The 25,260-nt window shown below is 61.2% G+C and carries 22 protein-coding genes; 13 read left to right on the top strand and 9 right to left on the bottom strand.

What is annotated here, in order from left to right:
• Positions 1-60: 60 nt before the first annotated feature.
• From adeC to emhA, 3 genes are read right to left on the bottom strand one after another with little or no spacing between them, the layout of a single operon-like run.
• Complete coding sequence (adeC, locus tag GNF76_RS21145) at positions 61-1,518, bottom strand: AdeC/AdeK/OprM family multidrug efflux complex outer membrane factor (RefSeq protein ID WP_155585059.1); 1,458 nt, start codon at positions 1,516-1,518, stop codon at positions 61-63.
• A complete protein-coding gene (emhB, locus tag GNF76_RS21140; protein ID WP_155585058.1) occupies positions 1,515-4,682 on the bottom strand; it encodes an efflux RND transporter permease subunit EmhB in 3,168 nt (1,055 codons plus the stop codon). Before emhB ends, adeC begins: the two co-directional genes overlap by 4 nt.
• 3 nt (positions 4,683-4,685) lie before the next feature.
• Positions 4,686-5,843 carry an efflux RND transporter periplasmic adaptor subunit EmhA gene (emhA, locus tag GNF76_RS21135; RefSeq protein WP_155585057.1) on the bottom strand — a complete coding sequence of 386 codons (1,158 nt, stop codon included), beginning with the start codon at positions 5,841-5,843 and terminating at the stop codon, positions 4,686-4,688.
• Between the two features lie 265 nt (positions 5,844-6,108).
• Here emhA and emhR point away from each other — a divergent pair, with 265 nt between their 5' ends.
• The gene (gene emhR / locus GNF76_RS21130) at positions 6,109-6,741 is read left to right on the top strand and encodes an efflux system transcriptional repressor EmhR (RefSeq protein WP_155585056.1); all 633 of its coding nucleotides are present in this window, start codon (positions 6,109-6,111) and stop codon (positions 6,739-6,741) included.
• 218 nt (positions 6,742-6,959) lie between these two features.
• Here the strand turns inward: emhR and GNF76_RS21125 are convergent, their stop codons facing one another.
• Genes GNF76_RS21125 through GNF76_RS21115 form a run of 3 tightly spaced genes read right to left on the bottom strand, consistent with a single transcriptional unit; the run spans position 6,960 to position 9,535 of the window.
• Positions 6,960-8,015, bottom strand: coding sequence for an alkene reductase (locus GNF76_RS21125; RefSeq protein WP_155585055.1), 1,056 nt, complete (start codon positions 8,013-8,015; stop codon positions 6,960-6,962).
• A 25-nt stretch (positions 8,016-8,040) separates the two neighbouring features.
• Positions 8,041-9,207 (bottom strand): MFS transporter, encoded by a 1,167-nt coding sequence (locus GNF76_RS21120; RefSeq protein WP_155585054.1) that lies wholly within the window; start codon positions 9,205-9,207, stop codon positions 8,041-8,043.
• Between the two features lie 13 nt (positions 9,208-9,220).
• Complete coding sequence (locus GNF76_RS21115) at positions 9,221-9,535, bottom strand: ArsR/SmtB family transcription factor (RefSeq protein ID WP_155585053.1); 315 nt, start codon at positions 9,533-9,535, stop codon at positions 9,221-9,223.
• 157 nt (positions 9,536-9,692) lie between these two features.
• On the opposite strand from GNF76_RS21115, the gene GNF76_RS21110 reads away from it, so the two are divergent.
• Positions 9,693-10,277 (top strand): acyl carrier protein phosphodiesterase, encoded by a 585-nt coding sequence (locus tag GNF76_RS21110; protein WP_155585052.1) that lies wholly within the window; start codon positions 9,693-9,695, stop codon positions 10,275-10,277.
• 51 nt (positions 10,278-10,328) lie between these two features.
• On the opposite strand, the gene GNF76_RS21105 is transcribed toward GNF76_RS21110, so the two are convergent.
• Positions 10,329-11,120 (bottom strand): lysophospholipid acyltransferase family protein, encoded by a 792-nt coding sequence (locus GNF76_RS21105; protein WP_155585051.1) that lies wholly within the window; start codon positions 11,118-11,120, stop codon positions 10,329-10,331.
• A complete protein-coding gene (gene olsB, locus GNF76_RS21100; protein ID WP_155585050.1) occupies positions 11,120-11,875 on the bottom strand; it encodes an L-ornithine N(alpha)-acyltransferase in 756 nt (251 codons plus the stop codon). The genes GNF76_RS21105 and olsB overlap by 1 nt, the downstream gene beginning before the upstream one ends.
• Before the next feature lie 131 nt (positions 11,876-12,006).
• On the opposite strand from olsB, the gene GNF76_RS21095 reads away from it, so the two are divergent.
• From GNF76_RS21095 to GNF76_RS21055, 9 genes are all read left to right on the top strand, one after another.
• Positions 12,007-12,891, top strand: coding sequence for an acyl-CoA dehydrogenase family protein (locus tag GNF76_RS21095; protein ID WP_155585049.1), 885 nt, complete (start codon positions 12,007-12,009; stop codon positions 12,889-12,891).
• A gap of 67 nt (positions 12,892-12,958) precedes the next feature.
• The gene (locus GNF76_RS21090) at positions 12,959-14,053 is read left to right on the top strand and encodes a serine hydrolase domain-containing protein (protein ID WP_155585067.1); all 1,095 of its coding nucleotides are present in this window, start codon (positions 12,959-12,961) and stop codon (positions 14,051-14,053) included.
• Complete coding sequence (locus tag GNF76_RS21085) at positions 14,050-14,364, top strand: amidase (RefSeq protein WP_155585048.1); 315 nt, start codon at positions 14,050-14,052, stop codon at positions 14,362-14,364. The genes GNF76_RS21090 and GNF76_RS21085 overlap by 4 nt, the downstream gene beginning before the upstream one ends.
• 117 nt (positions 14,365-14,481) lie before the next feature.
• The gene (locus GNF76_RS21080; RefSeq protein WP_155585047.1) at positions 14,482-15,657 is read left to right on the top strand and encodes a M20 aminoacylase family protein; all 1,176 of its coding nucleotides are present in this window, start codon (positions 14,482-14,484) and stop codon (positions 15,655-15,657) included.
• A gap of 55 nt (positions 15,658-15,712) precedes the next feature.
• The gene (locus GNF76_RS21075; RefSeq protein WP_155585046.1) at positions 15,713-17,023 is read left to right on the top strand and encodes a citrate-proton symporter; all 1,311 of its coding nucleotides are present in this window, start codon (positions 15,713-15,715) and stop codon (positions 17,021-17,023) included.
• On the top strand, positions 17,020-18,462 hold the full coding sequence (locus GNF76_RS21070; RefSeq protein ID WP_155585045.1) for an amidase: 1,443 nt from the start codon (positions 17,020-17,022) through the stop codon (positions 18,460-18,462). The genes GNF76_RS21075 and GNF76_RS21070 overlap by 4 nt, the downstream gene beginning before the upstream one ends.
• Before the next feature lie 63 nt (positions 18,463-18,525).
• A complete protein-coding gene (locus tag GNF76_RS21065) occupies positions 18,526-19,296 on the top strand; it encodes an IclR family transcriptional regulator (protein ID WP_155585044.1) in 771 nt (256 codons plus the stop codon).
• A 182-nt stretch (positions 19,297-19,478) separates the two neighbouring features.
• Complete coding sequence (locus GNF76_RS21060; RefSeq protein WP_155585043.1) at positions 19,479-20,069, top strand: YceI family protein; 591 nt, start codon at positions 19,479-19,481, stop codon at positions 20,067-20,069.
• A 1-nt stretch (position 20,070) separates the two neighbouring features.
• Positions 20,071-21,228 (top strand): phospholipase D-like domain-containing protein, encoded by a 1,158-nt coding sequence (locus GNF76_RS21055; protein ID WP_155585042.1) that lies wholly within the window; start codon positions 20,071-20,073, stop codon positions 21,226-21,228.
• Between the two features lie 129 nt (positions 21,229-21,357).
• Here the strand turns inward: GNF76_RS21055 and bglX are convergent, their stop codons facing one another.
• Positions 21,358-23,649: a beta-glucosidase BglX gene (gene bglX / locus GNF76_RS21050; RefSeq protein WP_155585041.1), complete on the bottom strand. Its 2,292-nt coding sequence runs from the start codon at positions 23,647-23,649 to the stop codon at positions 21,358-21,360.
• Positions 23,650-23,890: 241 nt separating this feature from the next.
• On the opposite strand from bglX, the gene GNF76_RS21045 reads away from it, so the two are divergent.
• On the top strand, positions 23,891-24,499 hold the full coding sequence (locus GNF76_RS21045) for a LemA family protein (protein ID WP_155585040.1): 609 nt from the start codon (positions 23,891-23,893) through the stop codon (positions 24,497-24,499).
• A gap of 21 nt (positions 24,500-24,520) precedes the next feature.
• Positions 24,521-25,249 carry a TPM domain-containing protein gene (locus GNF76_RS21040; RefSeq protein WP_155585039.1) on the top strand — a complete coding sequence of 243 codons (729 nt, stop codon included), beginning with the start codon at positions 24,521-24,523 and terminating at the stop codon, positions 25,247-25,249.
• The last annotated feature ends 11 nt before the right edge of the window (positions 25,250-25,260 follow it).

Genomic DNA, 25,260 nt, shown 5'->3' with positions numbered 1-25,260 from the left:
CGGCTGCTGGAAAACAAGAAGCCCACCAAAAGGTGGGCTTCTTGTTTTTTGCCGGTGTTATCAGAACAACTTCAACTTCGGCGCTTCTTCTTTCAACGGCTCATTCTTCGCTGTCTGCTCATTCCAGCCACCCCCCAGTGCCTTATACAAAGTCACTTCGCTGGTCAGCTGTGCCAGGCGGTCGGTGATCAGCGTTTGCTGGGCACTGAACAACTGGCGCTGGGCGTCGAGGAAGGTCAGGTTGCTGTCGACACCAATGCGGTAGCGACGCTCGGCCAGACGGTAGTAGTCCTGGTTGGCGGAGACGAAATCACGCTGGGCCTGCAACTGTTGGTTGTAGGTGGCACGTGCTGTCAGGCCGTCGGAGACTTCCTGGAAGCCGGTCTGGATCGCTTTCTCGTAGGTCGCGACGTTGATCTCTTTCTGGATTTTCGAGTAATCCAGGCTGGCACGCAGGCTGCCGGCGTTGAAGATCGGAATGTTGATCTGCGGTGCAAACGACCAGGTACCCGAGCCGCCCTTGAACAGGCCGCCGAGGTCCGGGCTCAGGGTGCCGGCGTTGGCCGTCAGGCTGATGCTCGGGAAGAACGCAGCCCGTGCCGCGCCAATGTTGGCGTTGGCAGCCTTGAGGTTGTACTCGGCTTGCAGGATGTCGGGACGACGTTGCAGCAGGTCCGAAGGCAGACCGGCCGGTACTTCGCTCAACAGGTCATCAGCCAACGGACGGCTGACAAGGTTTGCCGGCAGGCCGGTACCCAGCAGCAGGGTCAGGCTGTTTTCGTCCTGGGCCACCTGGCGGGTGTAGCGCGCCAGTTGGACCCGGGCGCTTTCCACCGAGGTACGCGACTGGCTCAAGTCCAGTGCCGAGGCCACGCCGACTTCGTTACTGCGGGAGGTAAGCCGGTAGCTCTCCTCGTACGCACCCAGGGTGTCCTGGGTCAGCTTCAGCAGTTCCTTGTCGGCCTGCCAGGTCAGGTAGGCGTTAGCCACGCTGGCCACCAGGCTGATCTGCGTGCTGCGCCGTGCTTCTTCAGTGGCGAAGTACTTCTGCAGCGCTTCTTCGCTCAGGCTGCGGACCCGACCGAACAGGTCGAGTTCATAGGAGCTGACGCCGAGAGTAACGGATGCCGAACTGGTGATGCTCTCTTTGCCGGTTGCCGACATATTCGCCGGCGTACGCTGGCGACTGCTGCTGCCATTGGCCGAAACCGCCGGGAACAGGTCGGCGCGCTGGATGCGGTACTGGGCCGCATAGGCGTCGATGTTCAGGGCCGCGACACGCAGGTCACGGTTGTTCACCAAGGCGGTCTGGATCAGCTGTTGCAGGGCAGGGTCATGGAAAAACTGCTTCCAGCCTTGCTCGGCAGCGGCCTGGCCCGGCGCCTGGGCCGACGAATACGCCGGCCCCTGCGGGAATTGCGCGGCCACCGGCGCTTCGGGGCGCTGATAGTCAGGTATCAGCGAGCAGCCACTGAGCACGAATGCCGTAACTGCCAGGGAAAGTAGCGACTTGCTCATCGGCCAGCCTCATTGTGTGGAGTTTCAGTGTCGCCTGGGTTGTCCGCATTTTTCCTGCGGCCCATGGACGATACCGTGACAAAGAACAGGGGTACCCAGAAGATCGCCAGTACGGTGGCGGTGATCATACCGCCGATCACCACTGTACCGATGGCGTGCTGGCTTCCTGAGCCTGCACCGGTGGAAATAGCCAACGGTACCACGCCGAGGATGAAGGCCAGGGACGTCATGATGATTGGGCGCAGACGCATGCGGCAGGCCTCAATGGCGGCCTCCTGCAAGCTCTTGCCCTGTTCATGGAGGTCTTTGGCAAACTCGACGATCAGGATGGCGTTTTTCGCCGCCAGGCCAATAGTGGTCAACAGACCCACCAGGAAGTACACGTCGTTGGACAGACCGCGCAGCGTGGTAGCCAGCAGCGCACCGATAATCCCCAACGGCACTACCAGAACGACCGCGATCGGAATCGACCAGCTTTCGTACAGCGCCGCCAGGCACAGGAACACCATCAGCAACGACAGGGCAAACAAGGCGGGTGCCTGGGAACCTGCCAGACGTTCCTCGTAAGACAGGCCGGTCCAGGAGATACCGACGCCTTTTGGCAGCTTCGCGGCGATGTTCTCGACTTCCGCCATGGCCTCACCGGTACTGTAGCCCGGCGCCGGAGCTCCGAGGATCTCCATGGCTTCCACGCCGTTGTAACGGGCCAGTTTCGGCGAACCGTAGACCCACTCACCCTTGGCGAAGGCAGAGAACGGCACCATGGTTCCGGCGCTGTTGCGCACGAACCACTTCTTCAGGTCTTCCGGACTCATGCGAGAGTTGTCGCGACCTTGCAGGAACACCTTCTTCACCCGACCGCGGTCGATGAAGTCGTTGACGTAGCTACTGCCCAGCGCAATCGACAGGGTGTTGTTGATGTCGGACAGGGTCACGCCCAGGGCGCTGGCCTTCTCGTCGTCGATTTCCAACTGGTATTGCGGTTCGTCGTTCAGGCCGTTTGGACGGACCTGGCTGAGGATCTTGCTTTGCGCCGCCATGCCCAGGAACTGGTTGCGCGCTTCCATCAACTTCTCGTGGCCGATACCTGCACGGTCTTGCAAGAACACGTCGAAACCGGTGGCGTTACCCAACTCCAGTACGGCCGGCGGAGCAAAGGCAAACACCATTGCATCGCGGAAGCTGAAGAAGTGCATCTGTGCACGCTGGGCCAGCTTGAAGACGCTGTTGTCAGCGTTACGTTCGCCCCATGGCTTGAGCATGATGAACGCCATACCCGAACTCTGGCCACGACCGGCGAAGTTGAAGCCGGTCACCGTAAACACTGAGCTCACCGCGTCGCCTTCGCCACCGTCCTTGGCCGGACGCAGGAGGTATTCGCGCATTTCGTCGACCACCACCTGGGTACGTTCGGCACTGGAGCCGGCGGGCGTCTGGACCTGGGCAAACAGCACGCCTTGGTCTTCTTCCGGAAGGAAGGACGACGGGATACGCAGGAACATCCAGATCATGCCCGCGAAGATGATCACGTAGATCAGCAGGTACGGTGCCTTGTGCCGCAGGATATTGCCCACGCCACGTTCGTAGCTCTTCACGCTGCGGTCAAAGGTGCGGTTGAACCAGCCGAAGAACCCGCGTTTTGGCGTGCCGTGTTCACCCTTGGGAATGGCCTTGAGCATGGTGGCGCACAGGGCAGGGGTGAAGATCAGGGCAACCAGTACGGACAGCGCCATGGCCGACACGATGGTGATCGAGAACTGCTTGTAGATCACACCGGTGGAGCCGCCGAAGAACGCCATCGGCAACAGTACGGCCGACAGTACCAGCGCGATACCCACCAACGCACCCTGGATCTGCCCCATCGATTTGATGGTGGCATCCTTGGGTGACAGGCCTTCCTCACTCATCACACGTTCGACGTTCTCCACCACAACGATGGCATCGTCCACCAGCAAGCCGATGGCGAGCACCATGGCGAACATGGTCAGGGTGTTGATGCTGAAACCGAAGGCCGCGAGGATCCCGAAAGTACCCAGCAATACCACCGGGACCGTCATGGTGGTGATCACCGTGGCGCGGAAGTTCTGCAGGAACAGGAACATCACCAGGAACACCAGCACGATCGCTTCGACCAGGGTTTCAACCACACCTTTGATCGACTCGGTTACCACCGGAGTGGTGTCGTACGGGAATACCACTTTCATGCCTGGCGGAAAGAAGGGTTCCAGGTCGGCGATGGTCTGGCGCAGTGCTTTCGCGGTGTCCAGGGCGTTTGCGCCGTTGGCCAGTTTCACTGCCAGGCCGGAAGCCGGGCTGCCGTTGAACTGGGCACTGATGCTGTAGTTTTCACCGCCCAAGGCGACGTCAGCCACATCACCGACACGCACTTGCGAGCCGTCAGCGTTGACCTTGAGCAGGATTGCCTTGAACTGCTCGGCAGTCTGCAGGCGGGTCTTGCCAATGATCGTGGCGTTCAGCTGTGTGCCCGGTGCTGCCGGCAAACCACCCAGTTGCCCGGAGGACACCTGGACGTTCTGTGCGGCAATGGCGTTCTTCACGTCGACCGGCGTCAGGTTGAAGTTGTTCAGCTTGGCCGGGTCGAGCCAGATACGCATGGCGTACTGGGCACCGAAGACCTGGAAGTCACCTACACCCGCGGTCCGCGAGATCGGGTCCTGCATGTTGGACACGATGTAGTTGGACAGGTCGTCCTTGGTCATGCTGCCGTCGGTGGAGACCACGCCGATCACCAGCAGGAAGTTCTTCACGGCCTTGGTGACACGGATACCCTGCTGCTGCACTTCTTGAGGCAGCAGCGGGGTGGCCAGGTTCAGCTTGTTCTGCACCTGAACCTGGGCGGTGTCCGAGTTGGTGCCTTGTTCGAACGTGGCGGTGATGGTCATGCTGCCGTCGGAGTTACTTTCCGAGGACACATAACGCAGGTTGTCGATACCGTTGAGCTGCTGCTCGATAACCTGCACCACGGTGTCCTGCACGGTTTGTGCAGAGGCGCCTGGGTAGGTCACGGAGATGGCGATCGCCGGTGGGGCGATGCTCGGGTACTGGTTAATGGGCAACTTGAGGATCGATAGCGCACCGACCAGCATGATCACCAGGGCAATTACCCAGGCGAAAATCGGACGGTTGATGAAAAAGTTCGACATGGTTTACTCCCCTTTGCCGCCCGCAGCTTTATCAGTTGCCGGGGCAGGGGCCGGGTTTGCTGCCTTTACGTTAGTTGCTTCGGTTGCCTTGACTTCGATGCCAGGGCGCACGAATTGCAGGCCTTCAGTGATCACGCGATCACCGGCTTTCAGGCCATCGTCGATCAGCCATTGGCTGCCAACAGTACGGCTGGCCTTGAGTTGACGCAGTTCGACCTTGTTGTCCGCACCCACCACCAAGGCAGTCGGGGTGCCTTTGAGGTCACGGGTCACACCCTGTTGCGGGGCGAGGATCGCCGCGCTGTTCACACCGGCCTGCAATTGCGCGTGGACAAACATGCCCGGCAGCAGGGTGTGGTCAGGGTTGGGGAACACGGCACGAATGGTTACGGAACCGGTGGTTTCGTCCACCGAGACTTCCGAGAACTCCAGCTTGCCGTCGAGGCTGTAAGCGCTGCCATCTTCCAGGGTCAGCTTGACCTTGGCCGAGTTGTCACCGGCTTTTTGCAGGCGACCGCTTTCCAGCTCGCGGCGCAACTCCAGCAGTTCAACCGAGGACTGTGTGACGTCGACGTAGATCGGGTCCAGTTGCTGGATCACCGCCATGGCATTGGTCTGGCCGTTGCTGACCAGGGCGCCTTCGGTGACCGAGGAGCGGCCGATGCGGCCGGTCAGCGGTGCGTAGACCTTGGTGTAGCGCACGTTGATATCGGCGCTTTGCAAGTTGGCTTCCGAGGTCAGGCGATTGGCGACGGCAGTGTCGTATTCCTGGCGGCTGACCGCTTGTTCGTTGACCAACTGCTTGTAGCGATCGGAAATCGACTTGGTCTGTTGCAGGTTGGCCTGGGCGCTTTTCAGGGTGGCCTCATAGACCGACGGATCGATCTGATAGAGCTGCTGGCCTTCCTTGACGTCGCCGCCTTCCTTGAACAGGCGTTTGAGAATGATGCCGTTGACCTGAGGACGGACTTCCGCGATGCGGTAAGCCGTGGTGCGGCCCGGGAGCTCGGACGTCAGGGTGAAGGCTTGAGGTTGAATGGTGACCACGCCGACCTGAGGGATTTGAGCGGGCGGAGCCGCTTCTTCCTTTTTACATCCGCTGAGCAGCGATGCCAGGGCGACGGCAGTGACCAGAGCGGTAACAGCTGGCTTAAGTTGCATGAAGATCCTCGGGTCAGGCGCGCAAAGTGCGCACAAGAATGGTGGAAGGGTAAAAAACAGGCACTGAGTGGATAAGTAGCTTGCTACGCAATATACTTACGTTCATGGTTGTTTGTAAACTCTTGACAGGCGTCCAGGATTCGTAACAAACCAGCCTCGGAAGCCACGATTTTAGTACGTTCGAAGCCCTTGAAGGCCTCGTCCCATAATTATTCAGATGATCCTTAGCGATCACCCCATGTGTTCTGATTGAGGTTTTACTGCCATGGTCCGTCGTACCAAAGAGGAAGCTCAGGAAACGCGCAAACAGATACTTGAAGCCGCCGAGCAAGCCTTTTACGAACGCGGGGTTGCGCGTACCACGCTGGCGGATATCGCGGCGTTGGCCGGTGTGACGCGCGGTGCAATCTACTGGCATTTCAGCAATAAGGCCGACCTGGTGCAGGCGATGCTCGACACCTTGCATGAGCCTCTGGACGAAATGGCCAGGGCCAGCGAGAGCGAGGACGAAGTCGACCCGCTGGGCTGTATGCGCAAGTTGCTGATTCATCTGTTCCATCAAGTGGCCCTGGACCCGAAAACCCGGCGCATCAATGAGATTTTGTTTCATAAGTGCGAATTCACCGATGAAATGTGTGATCTGCGCCGTCAGCGTCAGACGGCCAGCCTTGAATGCAATTTGCGCATTGGGTTGGCCCTGCGTAACGCGGTCCATCGCGGGCAGCTACCGGAAAACCTTGACACCATTCGTGCGGCGGTGTGCATGCATGCCTATATCGACGGGATCCTCGGCCAGTGGCTGCTGGTACCGGACAGTTTTCAGCTACACCAAGAGGCTGAACGTTGGGTCGATATCGGGTTGGACATGCTGCGCTTGAGCCCTAGCCTGCGCAATTAAGACAAAATGCGTAATTGAGTCTAGTTGTGTCAACAGTAAAGACTCAAGGCATTCAATCGAACCGGTGCCTGATTTTCTGGGGTGACTTTATACGCCAGGTTGATACGTAGCCGGCTAAGTATTTTGTAGCGATATTGTTGCAAGGCTGTGAAGGAGTATTTCTTACGCCCATGAAAAAGCCCCGGCACTTGCGAGCCGGGGCTTTTTCGTTTTCAGGATCAGAGTGCCAGGGTCGGGTAGTCGATGTAGCCGACCGGGCCTTTGGCGTAGAACGTCTCAGGACGTGCGTCGTTCAGCGGTGCATCGGCTTTCAAGCGCGCAGGCAGGTCCGGGTTGGCAATGAAGGGCACACCAAAGGCCACCGCATCTGCCTTGCCCGAAGCCAGCCAGGCATTGGCGCTGTCCTTGGTGAAGCGTTCGTTGACGATGTATGGGCCGCCGAACGCTGCCTTGAGTTGTGGGCCCAGGCTGTCGCCGGCTTCTTTCTCACGGGAGCAGATGAACGCGATGCCGCGCTTGCCCAGTTCACGGGCGACGTAGGTAAACGTTTCCGACAGGTTTTCATCGCCCATGTCGTGGAGGTCGGCGCGGGGCGACAAATGCACACCCACACGGCCAGCACCCCAGACTTCGATCGCCGCGTCAGTCACTTCCAACAGCAGGCGGGCACGGTTTTCCACGGAACCGCCGTAGTTATCGGTGCGCTGGTTGGTGCTGCTTTGCAGGAACTGGTCGAGCAGGTAGCCGTTGGCACCGTGGATCTCTACACCGTCAAAACCGGCGGCCTTGGCATTCTCTGCACCCACGCGGTAAGCGTCGACGATGTCGGCGATTTCAGCGGTTTCCAGGGCGCGTGGGGTAGGGAAGTCGGCCAGCGGGCGAACCAGACTGACGTGGCCTTTAGGCTGCAGGGCGCTCGGGGCCACCGGGGTCTCGCCGTTGAGGTAGGACTCGTGGGAAATCCGACCGACGTGCCACAGTTGCAGGAAGATCTTGCCGCCTGCGCCATGCACGGCCTTGGTCACGTTGGCCCAACCGCGCACCTGGTCGTTGGACCAGATGCCCGGGGTGTCCGGATAACCCACGCCCATCGGCGTCACGGAAGTCGCTTCACTGAGGATCAGCCCGGCGGAAGCCCGTTGTACGTAGTATTCAGCCATCAGCGCATTGGGAACGCGGCCGGCGTCGGCACGGCAGCGGGTCAGCGGCGCCATGATGATGCGGTTCGACAATTCCAGGTCGCCCAGCTTGATCGGATCGAAAATAGTCGTCATGGGAAACACCCTTCTCTTTAGTTGATCAGTTAGTCGCAGGGGCCAGGTCGGCATCGCCGCTCTGACGGAAAGTAATCAGGGTCACCAGCAGGGCGAGGACCGCCAGGGCCGCAGCGGCCAATGGCACGCTGGTCAGGCCGAAACCATGGGCAATCACGCTGCCGCCAACCCAGGCGCCAAGGGCGTTGCCGACGTTGAAAGCGCCGATGTTCAAGGTGGACACCAAGTTGGGGGCCGCTTTGCCGAAGGTCACCACGTTGATCTGCAGCGCCGGCACGGCGGCAAACGAGGCGGTGGCCCAGAGGAACAGGGTAATTTCAGTCGGGATCACCGCGACGCTGGTCCAGGTCAGTACCGTGGAGACCACCGCCATGCTGATAAACACGCCGATCAGGGTGGCCGCGAGGCGCTTGTCCGCCAGCTTGCCGCCGATGATGTTGCCGACGGTCAGGCCGAGGCCGATCAGCAGCAGGGTCCAGGTCACGCCTTTGGGCGAGACGCCAGTGACATCCCCCAGCAACGGTGCAACGTAAGTGAAGAGGGTGAACATGGACGCTGAAAACAACGCGGTCATGCTCAGCGACAGCCAGATACCCGCGCCCTTGAGGGCCTTGAGCTCGGCGCGCATGTCGAGTTTTTCTTCATCGCGCTTGGCCGGCAGGAAGCGGATCAGGCCGATCAGTGCGATCACGCCAATCACGGTGACTGCCCAGAAGGTCGAGCGCCAGCCGGCTTCCTGACCCAGTGCGGTGCCCAGCGGTACGCCCAGTACGTTAGCCAGGGTCAGGCCGGTGAACATCAAGGCCACGGCCGAAGCGCGCTTGTTGGCCGGCACCAGATTGGCGGCCACTACCGAACCGATACCAAAGAAGGCGCCGTGACACAGCGCAGTGACCACACGGGCAAGCATCAGCACGTTGTAGTCGCTGGCCATGGCGCAGAGCAGGTTGCCGATGATGAAAATGCCCATCAACACTACCAGTGCGGCCTTGCGCGGCAGCTTGGCGGTGGCCAGTGCCATGAAGGGCGCGCCGATGGCCACGCCCAAGGCGTAGCCGGTCACCAGCCAGCCGGCGCCGGGAATCGATACACCCAGGTCGGCCGCCACATCGGGCAGCAAGCCCATGATGACGAACTCGGTCGTACCGATGGCGAAGGCGCTTAAGGCCAGGATGAGTAGCGAGAGGGGCATTGTCGGGTCCTTGTTACAGCGGTGTGCTGAGTTCTTCGGTGAGCGCTTTGAGGAAGGCTTGGATCACGTCCTCGTTGCGTTTGAAAAAGTGCCATTGGCCGGCTTTCTGGCTGCTGATCAGTCCCGCCCGTTGCAAATTGGCCAGGTGGGCCGACACGGTCGACTGGGACAAGCCGCAGCGCTGGTCGATCTGCCCGGCGCAAATGCCGTATTCATGGTTGTGAATCTGTTCGGGGAACTGCACTTTCGGGTCTTTCAGCCAGTTGAGGATGTCTCGCCGTACTGGGTGCGCCAGGGCTTTTATTATTTCGTCGAGGTCGATGGACATGGCAGTGGTGCTCGGTTTTGGTAAAACGTTATATCGCGATGAGGCGAACTTTAAATCGTTATATCCCGATACGCCAATATGATTTTGGTCTTAAGCCAGGTTAAATTGGTATATCGGGTTATAACGATACGTTAGCGGCAGTGCTAGACTGCGCGCCATGAATTATCTCGCACATCTGCACCTGGGCGGCCAACTTCCTGCTCAACTGCTTGGCAGCCTGTATGGCGACTTCGTCAAAGGTCGCCTGCAAGGCCAGTTCAGCCCGCAAATCGAGTCGGCGATTCAACTGCATCGCTCAATCGATCGCTACACCGACAGCCACCCGCTGGTAGGGGAGGCGCTGTCGCGTTTCAGCCTGACCCGTCGACGCTATGCCGGGATCGTCCTTGATGTGTTTTTCGATCATTGCCTGGCGCGGGATTGGGCGTTGTATGCCGATCAGCCTTTGGAACGGTTTACGTCGCAGGTGTACCGGGTGCTCGCTGAAGAGCCCGCACTACCTGGACGGCTGGCGCAGATCGCGCCTTATATGGCAGCGGACGACTGGCTGGGTTCGTACCGTGAGTTCGCGGTAATGGAACAGGTACTGAAGGGAATCGCCCGGCGCCTGACACGGCCCGAGGAGCTGGGCCATGCCATGCAGGAGTTGCGGCAGTTGTATGAGCCGCTGAGTGAGGATTTCCGAGTGTTCTATCCACAATTGCAGGCGTTTTCGAATAGCCAGCTGGCAACACAGAGCTAAATGTGGGAGCAGGCAAGCCAGCTCCCACATTTGAACCGTGTTCACATCACTTCAAGCTGCGAAGGCTGGCCGGGCAGGCATCAACTCGGTCTCCGGCACCGCCCCAAACAACGCCTTCTGCACTGCCTGCTGTGCCTGAAACGCCAACGCCGCACGCTCCTGCCCACCACAGACAATCGGCTTGAGCAGATGAATTTCCACATCCCCCTGATCATTGCCAAACAACCGCATCAGGTGCGAGAGCAAATCATCATCCCCAATAAACGGCGCCAGCGGGTCAATCTGCCCATCACGCAGATAACGAATCGCCACCGGCTGCAACGACACTTGAGCTTCAATCGCACTGGCCAGTAACCGCCCGTGAAAAGTCCGCAAGGCGCGCCCGTCAGTGGTGGTGCCCTCCGGGAACATCAGCAGCGGGTGTTTTTGCTCCAGATGACGGGTCATCTGCTTGCGGATCAACTGGCTGTCACCCGACCCACGACGGATAAACAGGCTGCCGGCCTTCGCCGCCAGCCAACCTGCCACCGGCCAGGTGCGGACCTCGGCCTTGGACAGAAACGACATCGGCGCCACCATCCCCAACAGCGGGATATCGGTCCAGGACACGTGATTGCTGACCCACAACATCGACTGCTGCGGCAATTCACCGTGAACCGTCACGCGAAAGGGCAGGGCGTTGCCCAGCCGCGCCATGAAAAACCGCGACCAGCGCTGGCGCCGGACCATGGAGTTGGCGACGCCCAGGCGTTCGAACAGGCCAAAAATACCGGCCATGCTCAAGCCCAAGGCCACCACCAGCAGCACGCGGGCGATCCGCCCGTAGACCCGAAGGCGGCTCATCACATGGCAGCCTTGAAGTGGCGGGCGTAACGCGGACACAGCTCGTCGCGCTTGAGCAGGATGAATACGTCGGCCACCTGGAAGTCTTCGTCCCAGCACGGCTCGCCGCAGATCTTCGCCCCCAGGCGCATGTAGGCTTTGAGCAAGGGCGGCATTTCAGCGATGACATTGGAGGGCAGGTCGAGGCTTGGCAGCGGTTTTTTCGGCTCGGCCCGCAGGTATTCGTTGCACAGGTATCGCTCGCGCAGGCGCTGCATGATGGCGTGGGCCTGGATGCCGCCGTCGTGCATCGGGATGCTCGCGCAGCCCATCAGGTAGCTGTAGCCGCCCTGGTTGAGGACTTCTGCCAGTTCGCCCCACAACACGGCGATGGTACCGCCGTTGCGGTAGGCCGGGTCGACGCAGGTACGACCGATTTCCAGGATCGGCCCCTGCAAGTGGCCCAGGCCATGGAGGCTGAATTCTTCTTCGCTGTAGAACCGTCCCAGGGTGCTGGCCGCCTGATGGTCCAGCAGACGGGTGGTGGCCACTAGCCGACCGCTGTTCAAGTCCCGCACGCCGATATGGCTGCAGTGAACATCATAGTCATCCATGTCCAGGCCCAGTTCCGCGCCTTTCAGTTTGGCGTTGAATTCGCCGCTGAACACGTTGAAACGCAGGGCCTGGGCTTCCTGCAATGCCTGGGCGCCGATCAGGCGTTCGGCTTGCAGACGGCGTTCATTGCCGGTGTCGCTGATGCGGGCGATCTGAGTCATGGCGAGTCTCCAGGTGCCGGCCAGGGTTGCGGCCAGTCGACTTGTTTGTGCAAAGTCAGGCTATGTACCCCCGGTGTCATCTCCATGAAGTTACGATGACGCTTAGATGACAGCCCTTTGAGGACGTACCCATGCCTTGGCCCGCCTTGCTCGACCGCCCCGACCGCTTGCCTGCCCATGCCGACCTGGCCGAGGGCTACAGCGCTTTGTTACAGCGACTGGGGCCGGTGACCCCTTTCGAATTGGCCGTGCGGGGCGGGCACCTCATGACGACCCCGGGCCTGGCGTTTCTGGTGGGTTACCAGGCGGCGTTGCGTGCCCTGTGGCCCAGTGCGCCCCACAGCCTTGGCGCCTTGTGTGTGACAGAGCAGCGCAGCCTGCGGCCGGTGGATATGCAAACGCGGCTGGATGACCTGCGCCTGACGGGCCGCAAGGATTTCGTCACTGCCGGCGATGCCGCCGACTGGCTGTTGGTGGCCGCCCGTTGCGAAGGTCCTGATGAGAAACCACGGCTGAGCCTGGCGGTGGTCCTGGCGGGCGATGCGGGTGTGCGCCTGGAACCGCTGCCCGCCATCGCGTTGATGCCGGACATCAGCCATGGCCGCGTGCATCTGGATAACGTGTTGTGCGAGCGTTTGCCGGGGGACGGCTGGGACCATTACGTCAAACCCTTCCGCACCCTGGAAGACACTTATGTACTGAGCGCGATGAGCGCCTGGCTCTATGGCGTCGGCCAGGAATGCGCTTGGCCACAAGGCTTGCGTCTGCAATTGCTGGCATTGTTGGCGGGGTGTGCGGAGGTCAGTCGCCAGCCGACGGCGTCCGGGGCAGGGCATGTGTTGCTGGGGGGCTTGTTCGCGCAGTTCGAGGCGCTGAAAACGCAGGTGAATGACGCGCTGGCTAAAGGTCCCGAGTCCTGGGCCATCCAGTGGCAGCGGGATCAGGCGGTGCTGGATCTGGCGGCGGGCGCGAGGGCCAAGCGCCTGGAGAAGGCCCTGAACCCGACGCACCACTGACATGTCGCCAAACCGTCATTTTCCTCGGCTAGGCTCGCGGGCTTGAATGCCCCCCGAGTTCCTCTCCATGGTCAAAGGCTTTTTTTGCGTCGCCTTGCTGCTGTTCGCCATCACCGCCCGCGCCGAAAACTGGCCGACTAAAGACTGGTCCCGAGGGCAGCCACTCAGCGGCGCTGCCGTTCAGGCGCTGGAAGACTACGCCTTCCCTGCGCGCGACGATGTCACCCGCAAGGGCATCCGTACCGATGCCTTGCTGGTGATCCGTGACGGCCAAGTGATCTACGAACGCTACGCTGCCCCGACCACCGCCACCACCGCGCACCTGACCTGGTCTGTCAGCAAAAGCATCATGGCCACGGTGTTGGGCGTGGCCTTCAACGATTACCGCTTTAAATTGAAAGACCCGGTCGCGCGCTTTTACCCGCCGATGAAACAACACCCGACGGTCACCCTGGCTGACCTGCTGCACTGGGCCTCGGGCCTGGACTGGCAGGAAGACTATGAATACGCCCCGTTGAAGTCCTCGGTGGTGGCCATGCTCTATACCCGTGGCCGGGGCGATATGGCGGAGTTCGCGGCCGACACCGGCACCTTCAGCGGCCCCGGGCAGGCTTTTCGTTATTCCAGCGGCGATACCAATCTACTGTCCGCCGCACTCAAAGGCATGCTCGGCCACAAAGCCTATGTCGACTACCCGTGGATCGCATTGTTCAAGCCCCTTGGCATTCGCAACGCCACCTGGGAAACCGATGCCGACGAAACCTTTGTCGCCTCGTCTTACGCTTACCTCACCGCCCGGGACCTGGCGCGGATCGGCCTGTTAATGCAACGGGACGGGCGCTGGGGCGAGCGGCAGTTACTGCCCAAGGATTGGGTCGACTTCAACCGCCAACCCTTCGATAAATACCAGGCCGGCCAGGACGAAGCGGTCCCCGGCGGCCACTGGTGGCTCAACCGTGAAGTGCAGGGCGCCGCCAGGCCCTGGCCGGACGCGCCCGCCGATACCTTTGCCGCCCTTGGCCACTGGGGCCAGGCACTGTATGTGCTGCCCGACGCACAGTTGGTGATTGTGCGCTACGGCGATGACCGCGATGGCAGCTACCGCCACAACGAACTGCTCAAACGCGTATTGGCCGCCGTGGCCCAACAGGTGCAGCCATGATTCGTCGCCATCCGTTGATCAGCCTGTTGATCCTGTTGTTGCTCGCGCTGCTGGGTTGGATCTGGCACGAGCGGGTCAACCTGCAAGCCTTCCCCGACATCATCGCCGCCTACACCGCCAAGGAGTACTGCTCCTGCCGCTACGTGGAAGGCAACCCCGCCGAGTATTGCCTGGGTTATGTGAAGCAATACGTGCCCACCAGCGCCTTTGCCGACGACCCGGGAAAACGCCTGGTAACCGCCAGCGGACTGGGCCGCACCCACAGTGCCCAGTGGCTGGGGGAACGCCAGGGTTGCCGCTTGCTCCCCTGAGGTTCCACAGGGTGGAACCACCTTTGATTGTCCTCCTGCGCACATCGCGGTTATCTGACGGCGTTGTGCCAAGAACGCAAAAAAGAACGGGAACACCCGCCTGCGAGGAGAATCACCATGAGCCCACACCAGCACATCCTGGATTGGCTGAGCGATGTTGCCAGCGACTTGCACGCCGTGCGCCAGGACATCCATGCCCACCCCGAATTGGGTTTCGAAGAAAACCGTACCTCGGCCCTGGTGGCGCAATCGCTCAGGGAATGGGGTTATGAAGTCCACACCGGCATAGGCCAGACGGGTGTCGTGGGCGTACTGCGCAATGGCAGCAGTTCAAGAAAACTGGGGATCCGTGCTGACATGGATGCCTTGCCAATCATCGAAAACACCGGCGTCGCCTACAGCAGCCAACACAGCGGCTGCATGCACGCCTGCGGGCATGACGGCCACACCACGATGCTTTTAGGTGCCGCTCGCTACCTGGCCGCGACCCGTCAATTCGACGGCACCCTGAACCTGATCTTCCAGCCCGCCGAAGAAGGCCAGGGCGGCGCCGAGGCCATGCTCGCCGACGGCCTGCTGGAACGCTTTCCGTGTGATGCACTGTTTGGCATGCACAACATGCCGGGGCTGCCGGCCGGCCATCTGGGCTTGCGGGTTGGACCGATGATGGCCTCCCAGGACCTGCTCACCGTGACCCTTGAAGGCGTCGGCGGCCACGGCTCCATGCCGCATCTGACCGTGGACCCGTTGGTGGCGGCGGCCAGTATGGTCATGGCCTTGCAGACGGTGGTGGCGCGCAATATCGATGCCCAGGAAGCCGCCGTCGTCACGGTCGGCGCCCTGCAAGCCGGCCAGGCCGCCAACGTGATCCCCCAGCAGGCGCTGCTGCGCCTGAGCCTGCGGGCGTTGAACACGACGGTCCGTGAGCAGATGCTGGAGCGGGTCAAGGCCATCATTCTCACCCAGGCTGCGAGCTTCGGCTGCACTGCACACATTGAACATCGCCCTGCCTATCCGGTGCTGGTCAACCACCCCGAAGAAACCGAATTCGCCCGCCAGGTCGGCGTCGCCTTGCTCGGTGAGGACGCCGTGGATAGCAACACCCGCAAGCTGATGGGCAGCGAAGACTTCGCCTGGATGCTGCAACGCTGCCCCGGCAGCTACCTGCTTATCGGCAACGGCGTCTCGCGGCCGATGGTCCACAACCCCGCCTATGACTTCAACGACGACATCCTGCTGACCGGCGCCGCCTACTGGGGCGCGCTGGCCGAGAGCTGGCTCAAGCCTGCCTGACGAACCCTTTTTCTGCCGCTGGACCTTTCCCAACTGGTTGAATGGAGTGTTCCTCATGCAGACTGCAAAACAAGGCGTCTCCCGTACCCGCCAGGTCGTGGCGGCCGTGATCGGCAATGCGCTGGAATGGTATGACTTCATTGTTTATGGCTTTCTCGCCAGCATCATCGCCCGGCAATTTTTCCCTTCGGACGATGAGTACGCTTCGCTGTTGATGGCGCTGGCCACATTTGGAGTCGGTTTCTTCATGCGCCCGGTGGGCGGGATTCTGCTGGGCATCTATTCAGACCGCAAAGGGCGCAAGGCCGCGATGCAGCTGATTATCCGGCTGATGACCCTGTCCATCGCACTGATCGCCTTCGCCCCTCCCTACGCAGCCATTGGCATGGGCGCTCCGCTGTTGATCGTGGTCGCGCGGATGCTCCAGGGTTTCGCCACGGGCGGCGAATACGCCAGCGCCACGGCGTTCCTGGTGGAAAGCGCACCGGCCCATCGCAAGGGTTTGTATGGCTCCTGGCAGTTGGTGGGGCAGTGCCTGGCGGTGTTCGGCGGTGCGGCGATGGTGGCGTTGGTCACGCATTTCTTCTCCCCGCAAACCCTCGACCTGTGGGGCTGGCGTCTGCCGTTCATCTTCGGTTTGTTGATCGGTCCGGTAGGGCTGTGGATTCGCCGCCACATGGAAGACCCGGAGGAGTTCATCGAGGCTCGTAAAAAAGCCACCGGCCCGGCGCCTACCCTGATGGAGGTCTTGCGCGACCATCGGCGCAGCATTCTGGTGTCCATGGGCCTGGCCTGCGGCGCGACGGTTTCGTTCTATGTGGTGCTGGTGAATATGCCGACCTTTGCCCACAAGAACCTCGGCCTGCCGCTGGATCAGGTGTTGATGGTGCAAATGTTCGCGGTGGCGCTGATGACCGTGGTGATTCCGTTGTCCGGCCTGTTGTCGGATCGACTGGGGCGGCGTCCGGTGTTGATGGCCTTCACCCTGGCGTTTTTCGTGATGGTGTATCCGCTCTATGTGTGGGTCGCTGCGGCGCCATCCATTGAGCGTCTGTTGGTGATGCAGGTGATGTTGTGCACCGCCATCGGTGGCTTTTTTGGCCCGGCGCCGACGGCCCTGGCCGAGCAGTTTCCCATCGAGGTGCGCTCCACCGGCGTGTCGGTGGCCTACAACGTGGCGGTGATGGTGTTTGGTGGCTTTGCACCGTTGATCGTGACGTGGCTCAGCAAGGTATTGGGCACTCCGGTGGCGCCGGCGTTTTATGTGCTGTTCGCTTGCGTCCTGACGCTGCTGGGCACTTACTGCATGCATGAGGCGCCACGGGCGAAGAGACCTGCGCCGTTTTCCAGCGAGGTGAAGCCTTGAGTATTGTTGAACTGGATGCCATCGAACTGTCGCGTGCGATCCATGCCAGGCAGGTGTCCTGCCACGAGGTGATGCAGGCGTATCTGGCGCAGGTCGAGCGCTTCAACCCGGTGGTCAATGCGCTGGTGTCGTTGCGCCCTCAGGCAGAAGTACTGGCCGAGGCCCGGACCTGTGATCAGGAACTTAACCTGGGCCATTCCCGAGGCTGGATGCACGGCATGCCCCAGGCGATCAAGGATCTGGCGGCTACCCAAGGGCTGCGTACGACGCTTGGTTCGCCGCTGTTCGCCGAGCAGATACCTGTCGAGGACGCCATCAGCGTGGCGCGTGTGCGGGCCAGCGGCGCGATCATCATCGGCAAGACCAACGTCCCGGAATTCGGCCTGGGTTCGCAAACCTACAACACGCTGTTTGGCACCACGGGCAACGCCTACGATCCGACCTTGATCGCTGGCGGCAGCAGCGGCGGTGCAGCGGTGGCCCTGGCGTTGCGCATGCTGCCGGTGGCCGATGGCAGTGACATGATGGGCTCGCTGCGTAACCCGGCGGCGTTCAATAACGTGTTCGGCCTGCGTCCCTCCCAGGGCCGGGTGCCCCATGGTCCGGCGCCTGAACTGTTCGTCCAGCAACTGGCCACCGAAGGCCCGATGGGCCGCAGTGTGGCGGACGTGGCGCGACTGTTGAGTATTCAGGCCGGCTACGACCCTCGGGTGCCGCTGTCGCTCAAGGATGACCCGTCGGTGTTTGCTGAAAGCTTGCAGCGTGACTTCAAGGGTGTGCGGTTGGGCTGGTTGGGCGACTACAACGGTTACCTGGCGATGGACGACGGTGTGCTAAGCCTGTGTGAATCAGCGCTGGCCGACTTCATCGCCTTGGGCTGCGACGTCGAAAGCTGCCAACCGGATTTTTCCCTGGAACGCTTGTGGCAGACCTGGCTGGTTCACCGTCATTGGTTGGTCCAGGGTTCGCTGGGAGCGGCCTACGCCGACCCGCAAAAACGCGCGTTGCTCAAGCCTGAGGCGCAGTGGGAAGTGGAGGGCGGTTGGCGCTTGAGCGCGGCGGATGTTTTCCAGGCCTCGGCCAGCCGCAGTGACTGGTACCGGGCCTTGGGCAAACTGTTCGAACGTTACGATTTCCTGCTGTTGCCCACCGCCCAAGTGTTCCCTTTCGATGCACAACAGCCCTGGCCGCGCCTCGTTGGCGGGCGTGAAATGGACACCTACCACCGTTGGATGGAAGTGGTGATCGGCCCCACATTGGCCGGTCTGCCAAGCATGAGCGTGCCAGTGGGCTTCAACCCCCAAGGCTTGCCCATGGGCCTGCAAATCATCGGCCCGGCCCAGGCGGATCAGGCGGTGCTGCAGTTGGCTTATGCCCATGAGCAACTGACCCGCTGGGTGCAACGCTGCCCGCCTGGGTGCCTGACGTCGATCGGCTGAATCAGGACGGGCCTGTATCTTGCTGTGAAAAGAGATCATCCATCCGCGTCAAGGAGATCGACCATGGGCAGCAACGCCGAGACAGGCACCGTGCGCTCAGTGGAGCGGGCACTGGCGATCATCGAATTGCTCGGCGAACATCAGGCGCTGGGGCTGGAAGAGTTGCATTACCTGACCCGTCTACCGAAGGCCACGGTGTCGCGGATGCTGCTGACGTTGCAGGATCAGGGCTGGATTTATCGTGGCCTGAGTGACCGTCGTTACCGGCTCTGCGCGCAGCGACTGTTTGGCGACACCCAGCAACGCTTCAAGCGCCATCTGGTGGAGCGTGCTGCGCCGTGCCTGCTGGAGTTGAGTGAGCGCACCGGTTTGGTGGTGGACTTGTCGAGCTTCGATGGCGAGCGCCTTGAAGTGATGGAAAGCGCCATCCCCACGGTGTTGCGCAAGCTGTACCCGAACAACTGCCAGATTGTCGGTCAGCATGCCAGCCTGTTTCATTCGGCGATGGGCAAAGCCTGCCTGGCGCAATTGGCTCCGGATGAAGTAGAGCGCCTGGCGGGCCGTGATCATGTGGCGGCGGACGAGCAGTTCCGGGTGTGCGAGCAATCCCAGCATCAGGGCTTTGGCCAGCGCACGGAAGGTTATTGGGAATACCCGGTGCGCTTGCCGTTCCTGATCCGCGCGGTAGCGTTACCGGTTCGGGCCAATGGCCGGCTGGTGGGCAGCATGGCGTTGCATTGGCCGATGCATCAGGCGCCGGTGGAGCGGGTGTTGAGCCTGCACCTGGCGAGCCTGGAGTCGGCGATTCGGGATGTGCAGCAGGCGTTGGCTTGAAGCGCGATAAGGTGGGAGCTGGCTTGCCTGCGATAGCGGTCTGACATTCAGCATGTGTGTCGACTGATACACCGCAATCGCAGGCAAGCCAGCTCCCACCTTTAATTTGCGTGATCAGCTACATTGCGCCTGGCTAGTGGCCCAGTTAAGGTTCGTTCAGGTTTATCGCCCAACGAGTCTTTATGTTCAACGCGTCCCTGCTCAAACCCTTCGCCTTTCTCCTCCTGGCCTGCGCAGCCTTGCCTGCCCACGCCGATTGGTATCTGGACAACGAGTCCTCGCGCCTGTCATTCGTGACCACCAAAAATACCGACATTGCTGAAGTTCATCGCTTCCTGGTGTTGCACGGCAAGGTCGACAGCCAAGGCGCGGCGCAACTGGAAGTCGAGCTGGAGTCGGTCAACAGTGGCATCCCGCTGCGCGATGAGCGCATGCGCAATGAGCTGTTCGAGATCAAGACGTTCCCCGATGCGCTGATCAATGCCCAGATCAATCTGCAACCGATCAACGACCTGGCGGCCGGTGCCCAGCTTGAGCTACGGCTGCCCGTGTCGGTGACGCTGCACGGCAAGACCCAGACCTACAACGCCGAGCTCTTGGCCACCCGACTGGATGACCGACGCTTCCAGGTGGTGACCCTGGAACCACTGGTGCTGCACGCTGAGGATTTCGACTTGCTGTCGGGCGTGGCTGCATTGCGAAAAGCGGCCGGTTTGTCGCAGATCAGTTTGTCGGTACCGGTGGGTGCGGTGCTGATTTTCACGGCGCGCTGACATGAGCGGCGCGGTGTTCCCCTGGCGCAGCGCCAACCGTTTCGAGTTGCTGATCGACGGGCCGAATTTCTTTCCGCAGATGCTGGTGGGCATTGCCCGGGCCGAGCGTCAGGTTGAGTTGGAGTTGTACCTGGTGGAGGCGGGGGCGTGTGCCGAGGAGATGGTTCAGGCCCTGGTGCACGCTGCCAAGCGTGGTGTGCGGGTGCGTTGCCTGTTCGATGATTACGGCAGTCTGGCGTTTACCTTGAGTTTGCGTCGGCGCTTGATCGAGGCCGGTGTGGAGCTGCGTTTCTACAATCGCTTGAGCTGGCGCCGTTGGATGCGCAACCTTTATCGGGATCACCGCAAACTGCTGTTGATCGACCAGAGCATTGCCATGGTCGGCGGCACTGGAGTGACCGACGAATTCTGGACACCCGGGCAAGATACCTGCGACTGGCACGAGGTGATGGTGCAAATAACCGGCCCGCTGGTACTGGATTGGCAGGCTTTGTTCGACCGCCAATGGCTGGCCAACAAGGCCCGCACCGCCTGGAAGCCGTCGATGAGCTTCGGCCTGCCGCGCTTGCCCAAGGTCCCGGCTAGCGGACCAGGCCTGGGCCGTGTGGCGTATGCCGATGCCCGCCAGCATCGGGACATTCTGCAGTCGTTGATTCGTGCACTTAACAGCGGCCAGCGGCGTATCTGGCTGGCGACGCCGTATTTCCTTCCGACGTGGAGCGTTCGTCGCGCCTTGCGTCGTGCAGCTGCGCGGGGTGTCGACGTGCGCTTGCTGCTGACCGGGCCACGCACCGATCACCCGTCGGTGCGCTATGCCGGGCACCGTTACTACCCGCGTTTGCTCAAGGCCGGCGTGAAAATCTTCGAATACCAGCCGTGTTTCCTGCACCTGAAAATGGTGTTGGTGGACGATTGGGTCAGTATCGGCTCGTGCAACTTCGATCACTGGAACCTGCGGTTCAATCTGGAGGCCAACCTGGAAGCGCTGGACCCTGAGTTGACGCTGGCGGTAGAGGGCAGTTTCGAGCGTGATTTTGCCCAGAGCCAGGCGGTGAGCCTGGAGGCGTGGAAGTCGCGGCCGTTGTGGCGACGGGTGAAGCAGCGGGTGTGGGGCTGGATTGATCGGTTGGTGGTCAACCTGCTGGATCGACGCGGATAGCAAGAGCACTGCGGACAAGTGTGGGAGCTGGCTTGCCTGCGATACAGGCACCTCGGTATGTCAGGAAGACCGAGGTGAGGCTATCGCAGGCAAGCCAGCTCCCACACTGACTGTGTTTACAGTCTTGTATTAGAGCAATTCGAAGGTTTGTTGCTTCACATCCTGCGAATCCAAGCCAATCTGCACATTGAACTCACCCGGTTCCGCTGCGAACTTGAGCTGGGTGTTGTAGAACTTCAAGTCATCCTCGGAAATACTGAAGTGCACCACACGCTCCTCTCCGGCCTTGAGCATGATCTTCTGGAAGTTCTTCAACTCCTTCACCGGGCGGATCATCGAGCCGGCCACGTCCTGGATATACAGCTGCACCACGGTTTCGCCCTCCACCTTGCCGGTGTTTTTCACCACCACACTGGCGTCGAGCTTGCCGGTCTTGTTCAGGGTGGTGGACGACAGCGCCATGTCCGACAGGCTGAACGTGGTGTAGCTCAAGCCATAGCCAAACGGGAACAGGGGACCTGTGGTGTCATCGAAATACTGCGAGGTGTAGTTGCCCGGTTTGCCCGGCGTGAACGGCCGGCCAATGCTCAGGTGGTTGTAGTAGGTCGGAATCTGCCCCACCGAACGCGGGAAGGTGATCGGCAGCTTGCCTGACGGGTTGTAGTCACCGAACAGCACGTCGGCAATCGCGTTGCCGCCTTCGGTACCGGCGAACCAGGTTTCCAGGATCGCGTCAGCCTGTTGGTTCTCATCGAGAATCGACAGCGGGCGGCCGTTCATCAACACCAGCACCAGCGGCTTGCCGGTGGCTTTCAAGGCCTTGATCAGGTCGCGCTGGCTTTGCGGGATGTTCAGGTCGGTGCGACTGGACGATTCGTGGGACATGCCACGGGACTCACCGACGGCGGCCACGACCACGTCAGCGTCTTTGGCGGCCTTGACTGCTTCGTCGATCATCGCTTGGGACGAACGGGGATCATCCACTACTTCCGGGGCATCGAAGTTGAGGAAGTTCAGGTAGTCGACCACCTTCTTGTCGTTGGTGATGTTGGCGCCGCGGGCGTAGACCACTTTGCCTTTGTCACCGATGACGGCGTTCATACCGTCCAGCAGGGTCACCGATTGCGCGGGTCTGCCGGCGGCGGCCCAACTGCCCATCATGTCGATTGGGGCCTTGGCCAGCGGACCCACCAGGGCGATGGTCGCGGATTTTTTCAGCGGCAGGGTGTCGTTCTGGTTTTTCAGCAATACCAGGCTGCGGCGTGCCACGTCACGGGCATCGGCACGGTGCAGGCGGCTGTCGGCATAGGTGTCGGCCGGGTCATCCTCGGCTTTGCCGATACGCAGGTAAGGGTCGGCGAACAGGCCCATGTCGTATTTGGCGCCGAGCACTTCGCGCACGGCGTTGTCGATGTCGCTCTGCTGGATCTCGCCGGACTTGAGCAGGCCGGGCAATTCCTTGCCGTAGAGCTGGTCGTTCATGCTCATGTCGATGCCGGCCTTGATCGCCAGTTTGGCCGCTTCGCGACCGTCCTTGGCTACGCCGTGCTTGATCAGTTCGAAAATGGCGCCGTGATCGCTCACCACCAGGCCCTTGAAGCCCCACTCCTTGCGCAGCAGGTCGTGCATCAGCCAGGTGTTGGCGGTGGCGGGCACGCCGTTGATCGAGTTCAGGGCAACCATCACGCCACCGGCGCCGGCCTTGATCGCGGCGTGGTAGGGCGGCAGGTAGTCCTGGTACATCTTGACCGGGCTCATGTCGACCACGTTGTAGTCGCGACCGCCTTCCACCGCGCCGTACAGGGCGAAGTGCTTGACGCTGGCCATGAGGCTGTCGGCGTTGGCGGGGCTGGTGCCCTGGAAGGCCTTGACCATCACTTCGGCAATGCGCGACACCAGGTAGGTGTCCTCGCCAAAGCCTTCGGAGGTGCGGCCCCAGCGCGGGTCGCGGGAAATGTCGACCATCGGCGCGAAGGTAATGTCGAGGCTGTCGGCGGCGGCCTCCTGGGCGGCGATGCGTCCGGAGCGGCCGATGGCGTCCATGTCCCAGCTCGACGCCAGGGCCAGGCTGATCGGGAAGATTGTCCGATGGCCGTGGATCACGTCATAGGCGAAGAACATCGGGATCTTCAATCGGCTGCGCATGGCGGCGTCCTGCATCGGACGGTTTTCCGGGCGGGTGATCGAGTTGAAGGTGCCACCAATGCGCCCGGCAGCGATTTCCTTGCGGATCAGCTCCCGAGGCATTTCCGGGCCGATGCTGATCAGGCGCAACTGGCCGATCTTCTCATCGAGGGTCATCTGCTTCATCAGGTCGCTGACGAAGGCGTTCTTGTCCTTGAGCGCAGCGGGCTTGGTCTCGGCAAATACGGGGTAACTGGCCAGAGTGGCAACAAGGCCCAGCAAACACAGCTTCTTCATGAATATCCTTTCTCGCAGCCTCGGGGCCGGCGCTGAGCGCTACGGCGCCAAAGTCTGGGGAGCGTCTATTGTTGTTCGGGTATTGTTCAGATAAATGCAGCACACTTCTGAACTCTTGTTCGCGCTGGGCATCTTTTAGCTGATTGGCTCGATGCAATCCAGTGGGTGGTGGCGGATTATGCCCCAGGCGCGAGATGTATAGGGTTACCAAATTCCATAGGGTTGAGCAGGGAGAAACACAATGTCAGTCATTCAAGGTTACCGCTGGGGCTTCAAGGCCGCGGCATTGTTGCTGCTCGGCACGGTGCTCAGCGGTTGCGGCATCAACAAGATCCCGACCCTGGACGAGCAGGCCAAGGCGGCCTGGGCCCAGGTACAGAACCAGTACCAGCGACGCGCCGACCTGATTCCCAACCTGGTGGAAGTGGTCAAGGGCTACGCCGCCCATGAACAAGACACCCTGACCGCCGTGATCGAGGCGCGGGCCAAGGCCACGTCGATCCAGGTCGATGCCAGCACCCTGGACAACCCGGAAAAACTCAAGCAGTTCCAGCAAGCCCAGGATGGCTTGAGCGGTGCTCTCAGCCGTCTGATGGTGGTGTCTGAACGCTATCCGGACCTGAAAGCCAACCAGAACTTCCTGGCCTTGCAGTCGCAGCTTGAAGGCACGGAAAACCGCATCAGCGTGGCCCGTCGTGACTTTATTGCCGCCGTGCAGGCCTATAACACCGAGATCCGTACGTTCCCTGGCCGTCTGTGGCACACCGTGATGTACAGCGATTTGCCGATCCGCGCGAACTTCGAAGCCACCAGCGCTGATGCTGATAAAGCACCGCAAGTGAAGTTCTGATAACGCTTCAATGAGGTGTCGATGCGTTTACTACGGATAGGCCTGGCGCTGTGGCTCCTGGCATGTGTAACCACCGTCCAGGCGGCGCTGGCGTTTCCCGCGTTGACGGGCCGGGTGGTGGACACTGCCCAGATGATCGACCCGGCCGTGCGCGAGCAACTGACCCAGCAATTGCAGGCGCTGGAGCAGACCAGCGGTGACCAGATCGTGGTGGTCACCGTGCCCGACCTGCAAGGCGTGCCCATTGAAGACTACGGTTATCAATTGGGCCGCCAGTGGGGCATTGGCCAGAAGGGCAAGGACAACGGCGCGCTGTTGATCGTCGCCCGGGATGAGCGCAAATTGCGCATCGAAGTCGGCTACGGCCTGGAAGGCGTGCTGACCGATGCGCAGTCCTGGGTGATCATCAACCAGGTGATGGCGCCTTCGTTCAAGGCTGGTAATTACAGCAAGGGCATCAGCGATGGTGTCGCGGCGATGGTGCAGGTGGTGGGCGGTGATCCACTGGCCGTGCCGGCGCGTGTGGCGGACCCCAATTTTGCCAAGGATAATCCGGCGTTTTCCATCGGCTTGTTCGTGTTGTTGTTGATCGTGCTGTGGCTGTGCAATCGCATGGGACTGCCAGTCGGCGCCATCCTTCTCGCCATTCTCAGCAGCAGTGGGCGCGGTGGTGGCGGAGGCGGTGGCGGCGGTGGATTCAGAGGCGGCGGTGGTGGTTTCGGCGGTGGCGGGGCCTCGGGCGGCTGGTAATGACAATAACT

The organism is Pseudomonas spelaei (genome assembly GCF_009724245.1).
In the GTDB taxonomy this organism is placed as follows: Bacteria; Pseudomonadota; Gammaproteobacteria; order Pseudomonadales; family Pseudomonadaceae; genus Aquipseudomonas; species Aquipseudomonas spelaei.
The sequence above is the reverse complement of the archived record's forward strand: the minus strand, read 5'-3'. Positions and strand labels throughout refer to the sequence as shown.

Bases quoted from the DNA above. Each gene is read 5' to 3' on its own strand.
- olsB (WP_155585050.1), bottom strand. From the start codon at position 11,875: ATGACTCAGATCGCCCGCATCAGCGACACCGGCAATGAACGCCGTCTG.
- GNF76_RS21090 (WP_155585067.1), top strand. From the start codon at position 12,959: ATGGTCAAAGGCTTTTTTTGCGTCGCCTTGCTGCTGTTCGCCATCACC.
- GNF76_RS21055 (WP_155585042.1), top strand. From the start codon at position 20,071: ATGAGCGGCGCGGTGTTCCCCTGGCGCAGCGCCAACCGTTTCGAGTTG.
- GNF76_RS21125 (WP_155585055.1), bottom strand. From the start codon at position 8,015: ATGACGACTATTTTCGATCCGATCAAGCTGGGCGACCTGGAATTGTCG.
- emhR (WP_155585056.1), top strand. From the start codon at position 6,109: ATGGTCCGTCGTACCAAAGAGGAAGCTCAGGAAACGCGCAAACAGATA.
- emhB (WP_155585058.1), bottom strand. From the start codon at position 4,682: ATGTCGAACTTTTTCATCAACCGTCCGATTTTCGCCTGGGTAATTGCC.
- GNF76_RS21060 (WP_155585043.1), top strand. From the start codon at position 19,479: ATGTTCAACGCGTCCCTGCTCAAACCCTTCGCCTTTCTCCTCCTGGCC.
- GNF76_RS21045 (WP_155585040.1), top strand. From the start codon at position 23,891: ATGTCAGTCATTCAAGGTTACCGCTGGGGCTTCAAGGCCGCGGCATTG.
- GNF76_RS21065 (WP_155585044.1), top strand. From the start codon at position 18,526: ATGGGCAGCAACGCCGAGACAGGCACCGTGCGCTCAGTGGAGCGGGCA.
- GNF76_RS21080 (WP_155585047.1), top strand. From the start codon at position 14,482: ATGAGCCCACACCAGCACATCCTGGATTGGCTGAGCGATGTTGCCAGC.
- GNF76_RS21085 (WP_155585048.1), top strand. From the start codon at position 14,050: ATGATTCGTCGCCATCCGTTGATCAGCCTGTTGATCCTGTTGTTGCTC.
- GNF76_RS21095 (WP_155585049.1), top strand. From the start codon at position 12,007: ATGCCTTGGCCCGCCTTGCTCGACCGCCCCGACCGCTTGCCTGCCCAT.
- GNF76_RS21105 (WP_155585051.1), bottom strand. From the start codon at position 11,120: ATGAGCCGCCTTCGGGTCTACGGGCGGATCGCCCGCGTGCTGCTGGTG.
- GNF76_RS21120 (WP_155585054.1), bottom strand. From the start codon at position 9,207: ATGCCCCTCTCGCTACTCATCCTGGCCTTAAGCGCCTTCGCCATCGGT.
- bglX (WP_155585041.1), bottom strand. From the start codon at position 23,649: ATGAAGAAGCTGTGTTTGCTGGGCCTTGTTGCCACTCTGGCCAGTTAC.
- adeC (WP_155585059.1), bottom strand. From the start codon at position 1,518: ATGAGCAAGTCGCTACTTTCCCTGGCAGTTACGGCATTCGTGCTCAGT.
- GNF76_RS21115 (WP_155585053.1), bottom strand. From the start codon at position 9,535: ATGTCCATCGACCTCGACGAAATAATAAAAGCCCTGGCGCACCCAGTA.
- GNF76_RS21110 (WP_155585052.1), top strand. From the start codon at position 9,693: ATGAATTATCTCGCACATCTGCACCTGGGCGGCCAACTTCCTGCTCAA.
- GNF76_RS21040 (WP_155585039.1), top strand. From the start codon at position 24,521: ATGCGTTTACTACGGATAGGCCTGGCGCTGTGGCTCCTGGCATGTGTA.
- emhA (WP_155585057.1), bottom strand. From the start codon at position 5,843: ATGCAACTTAAGCCAGCTGTTACCGCTCTGGTCACTGCCGTCGCCCTG.
- GNF76_RS21075 (WP_155585046.1), top strand. From the start codon at position 15,713: ATGCAGACTGCAAAACAAGGCGTCTCCCGTACCCGCCAGGTCGTGGCG.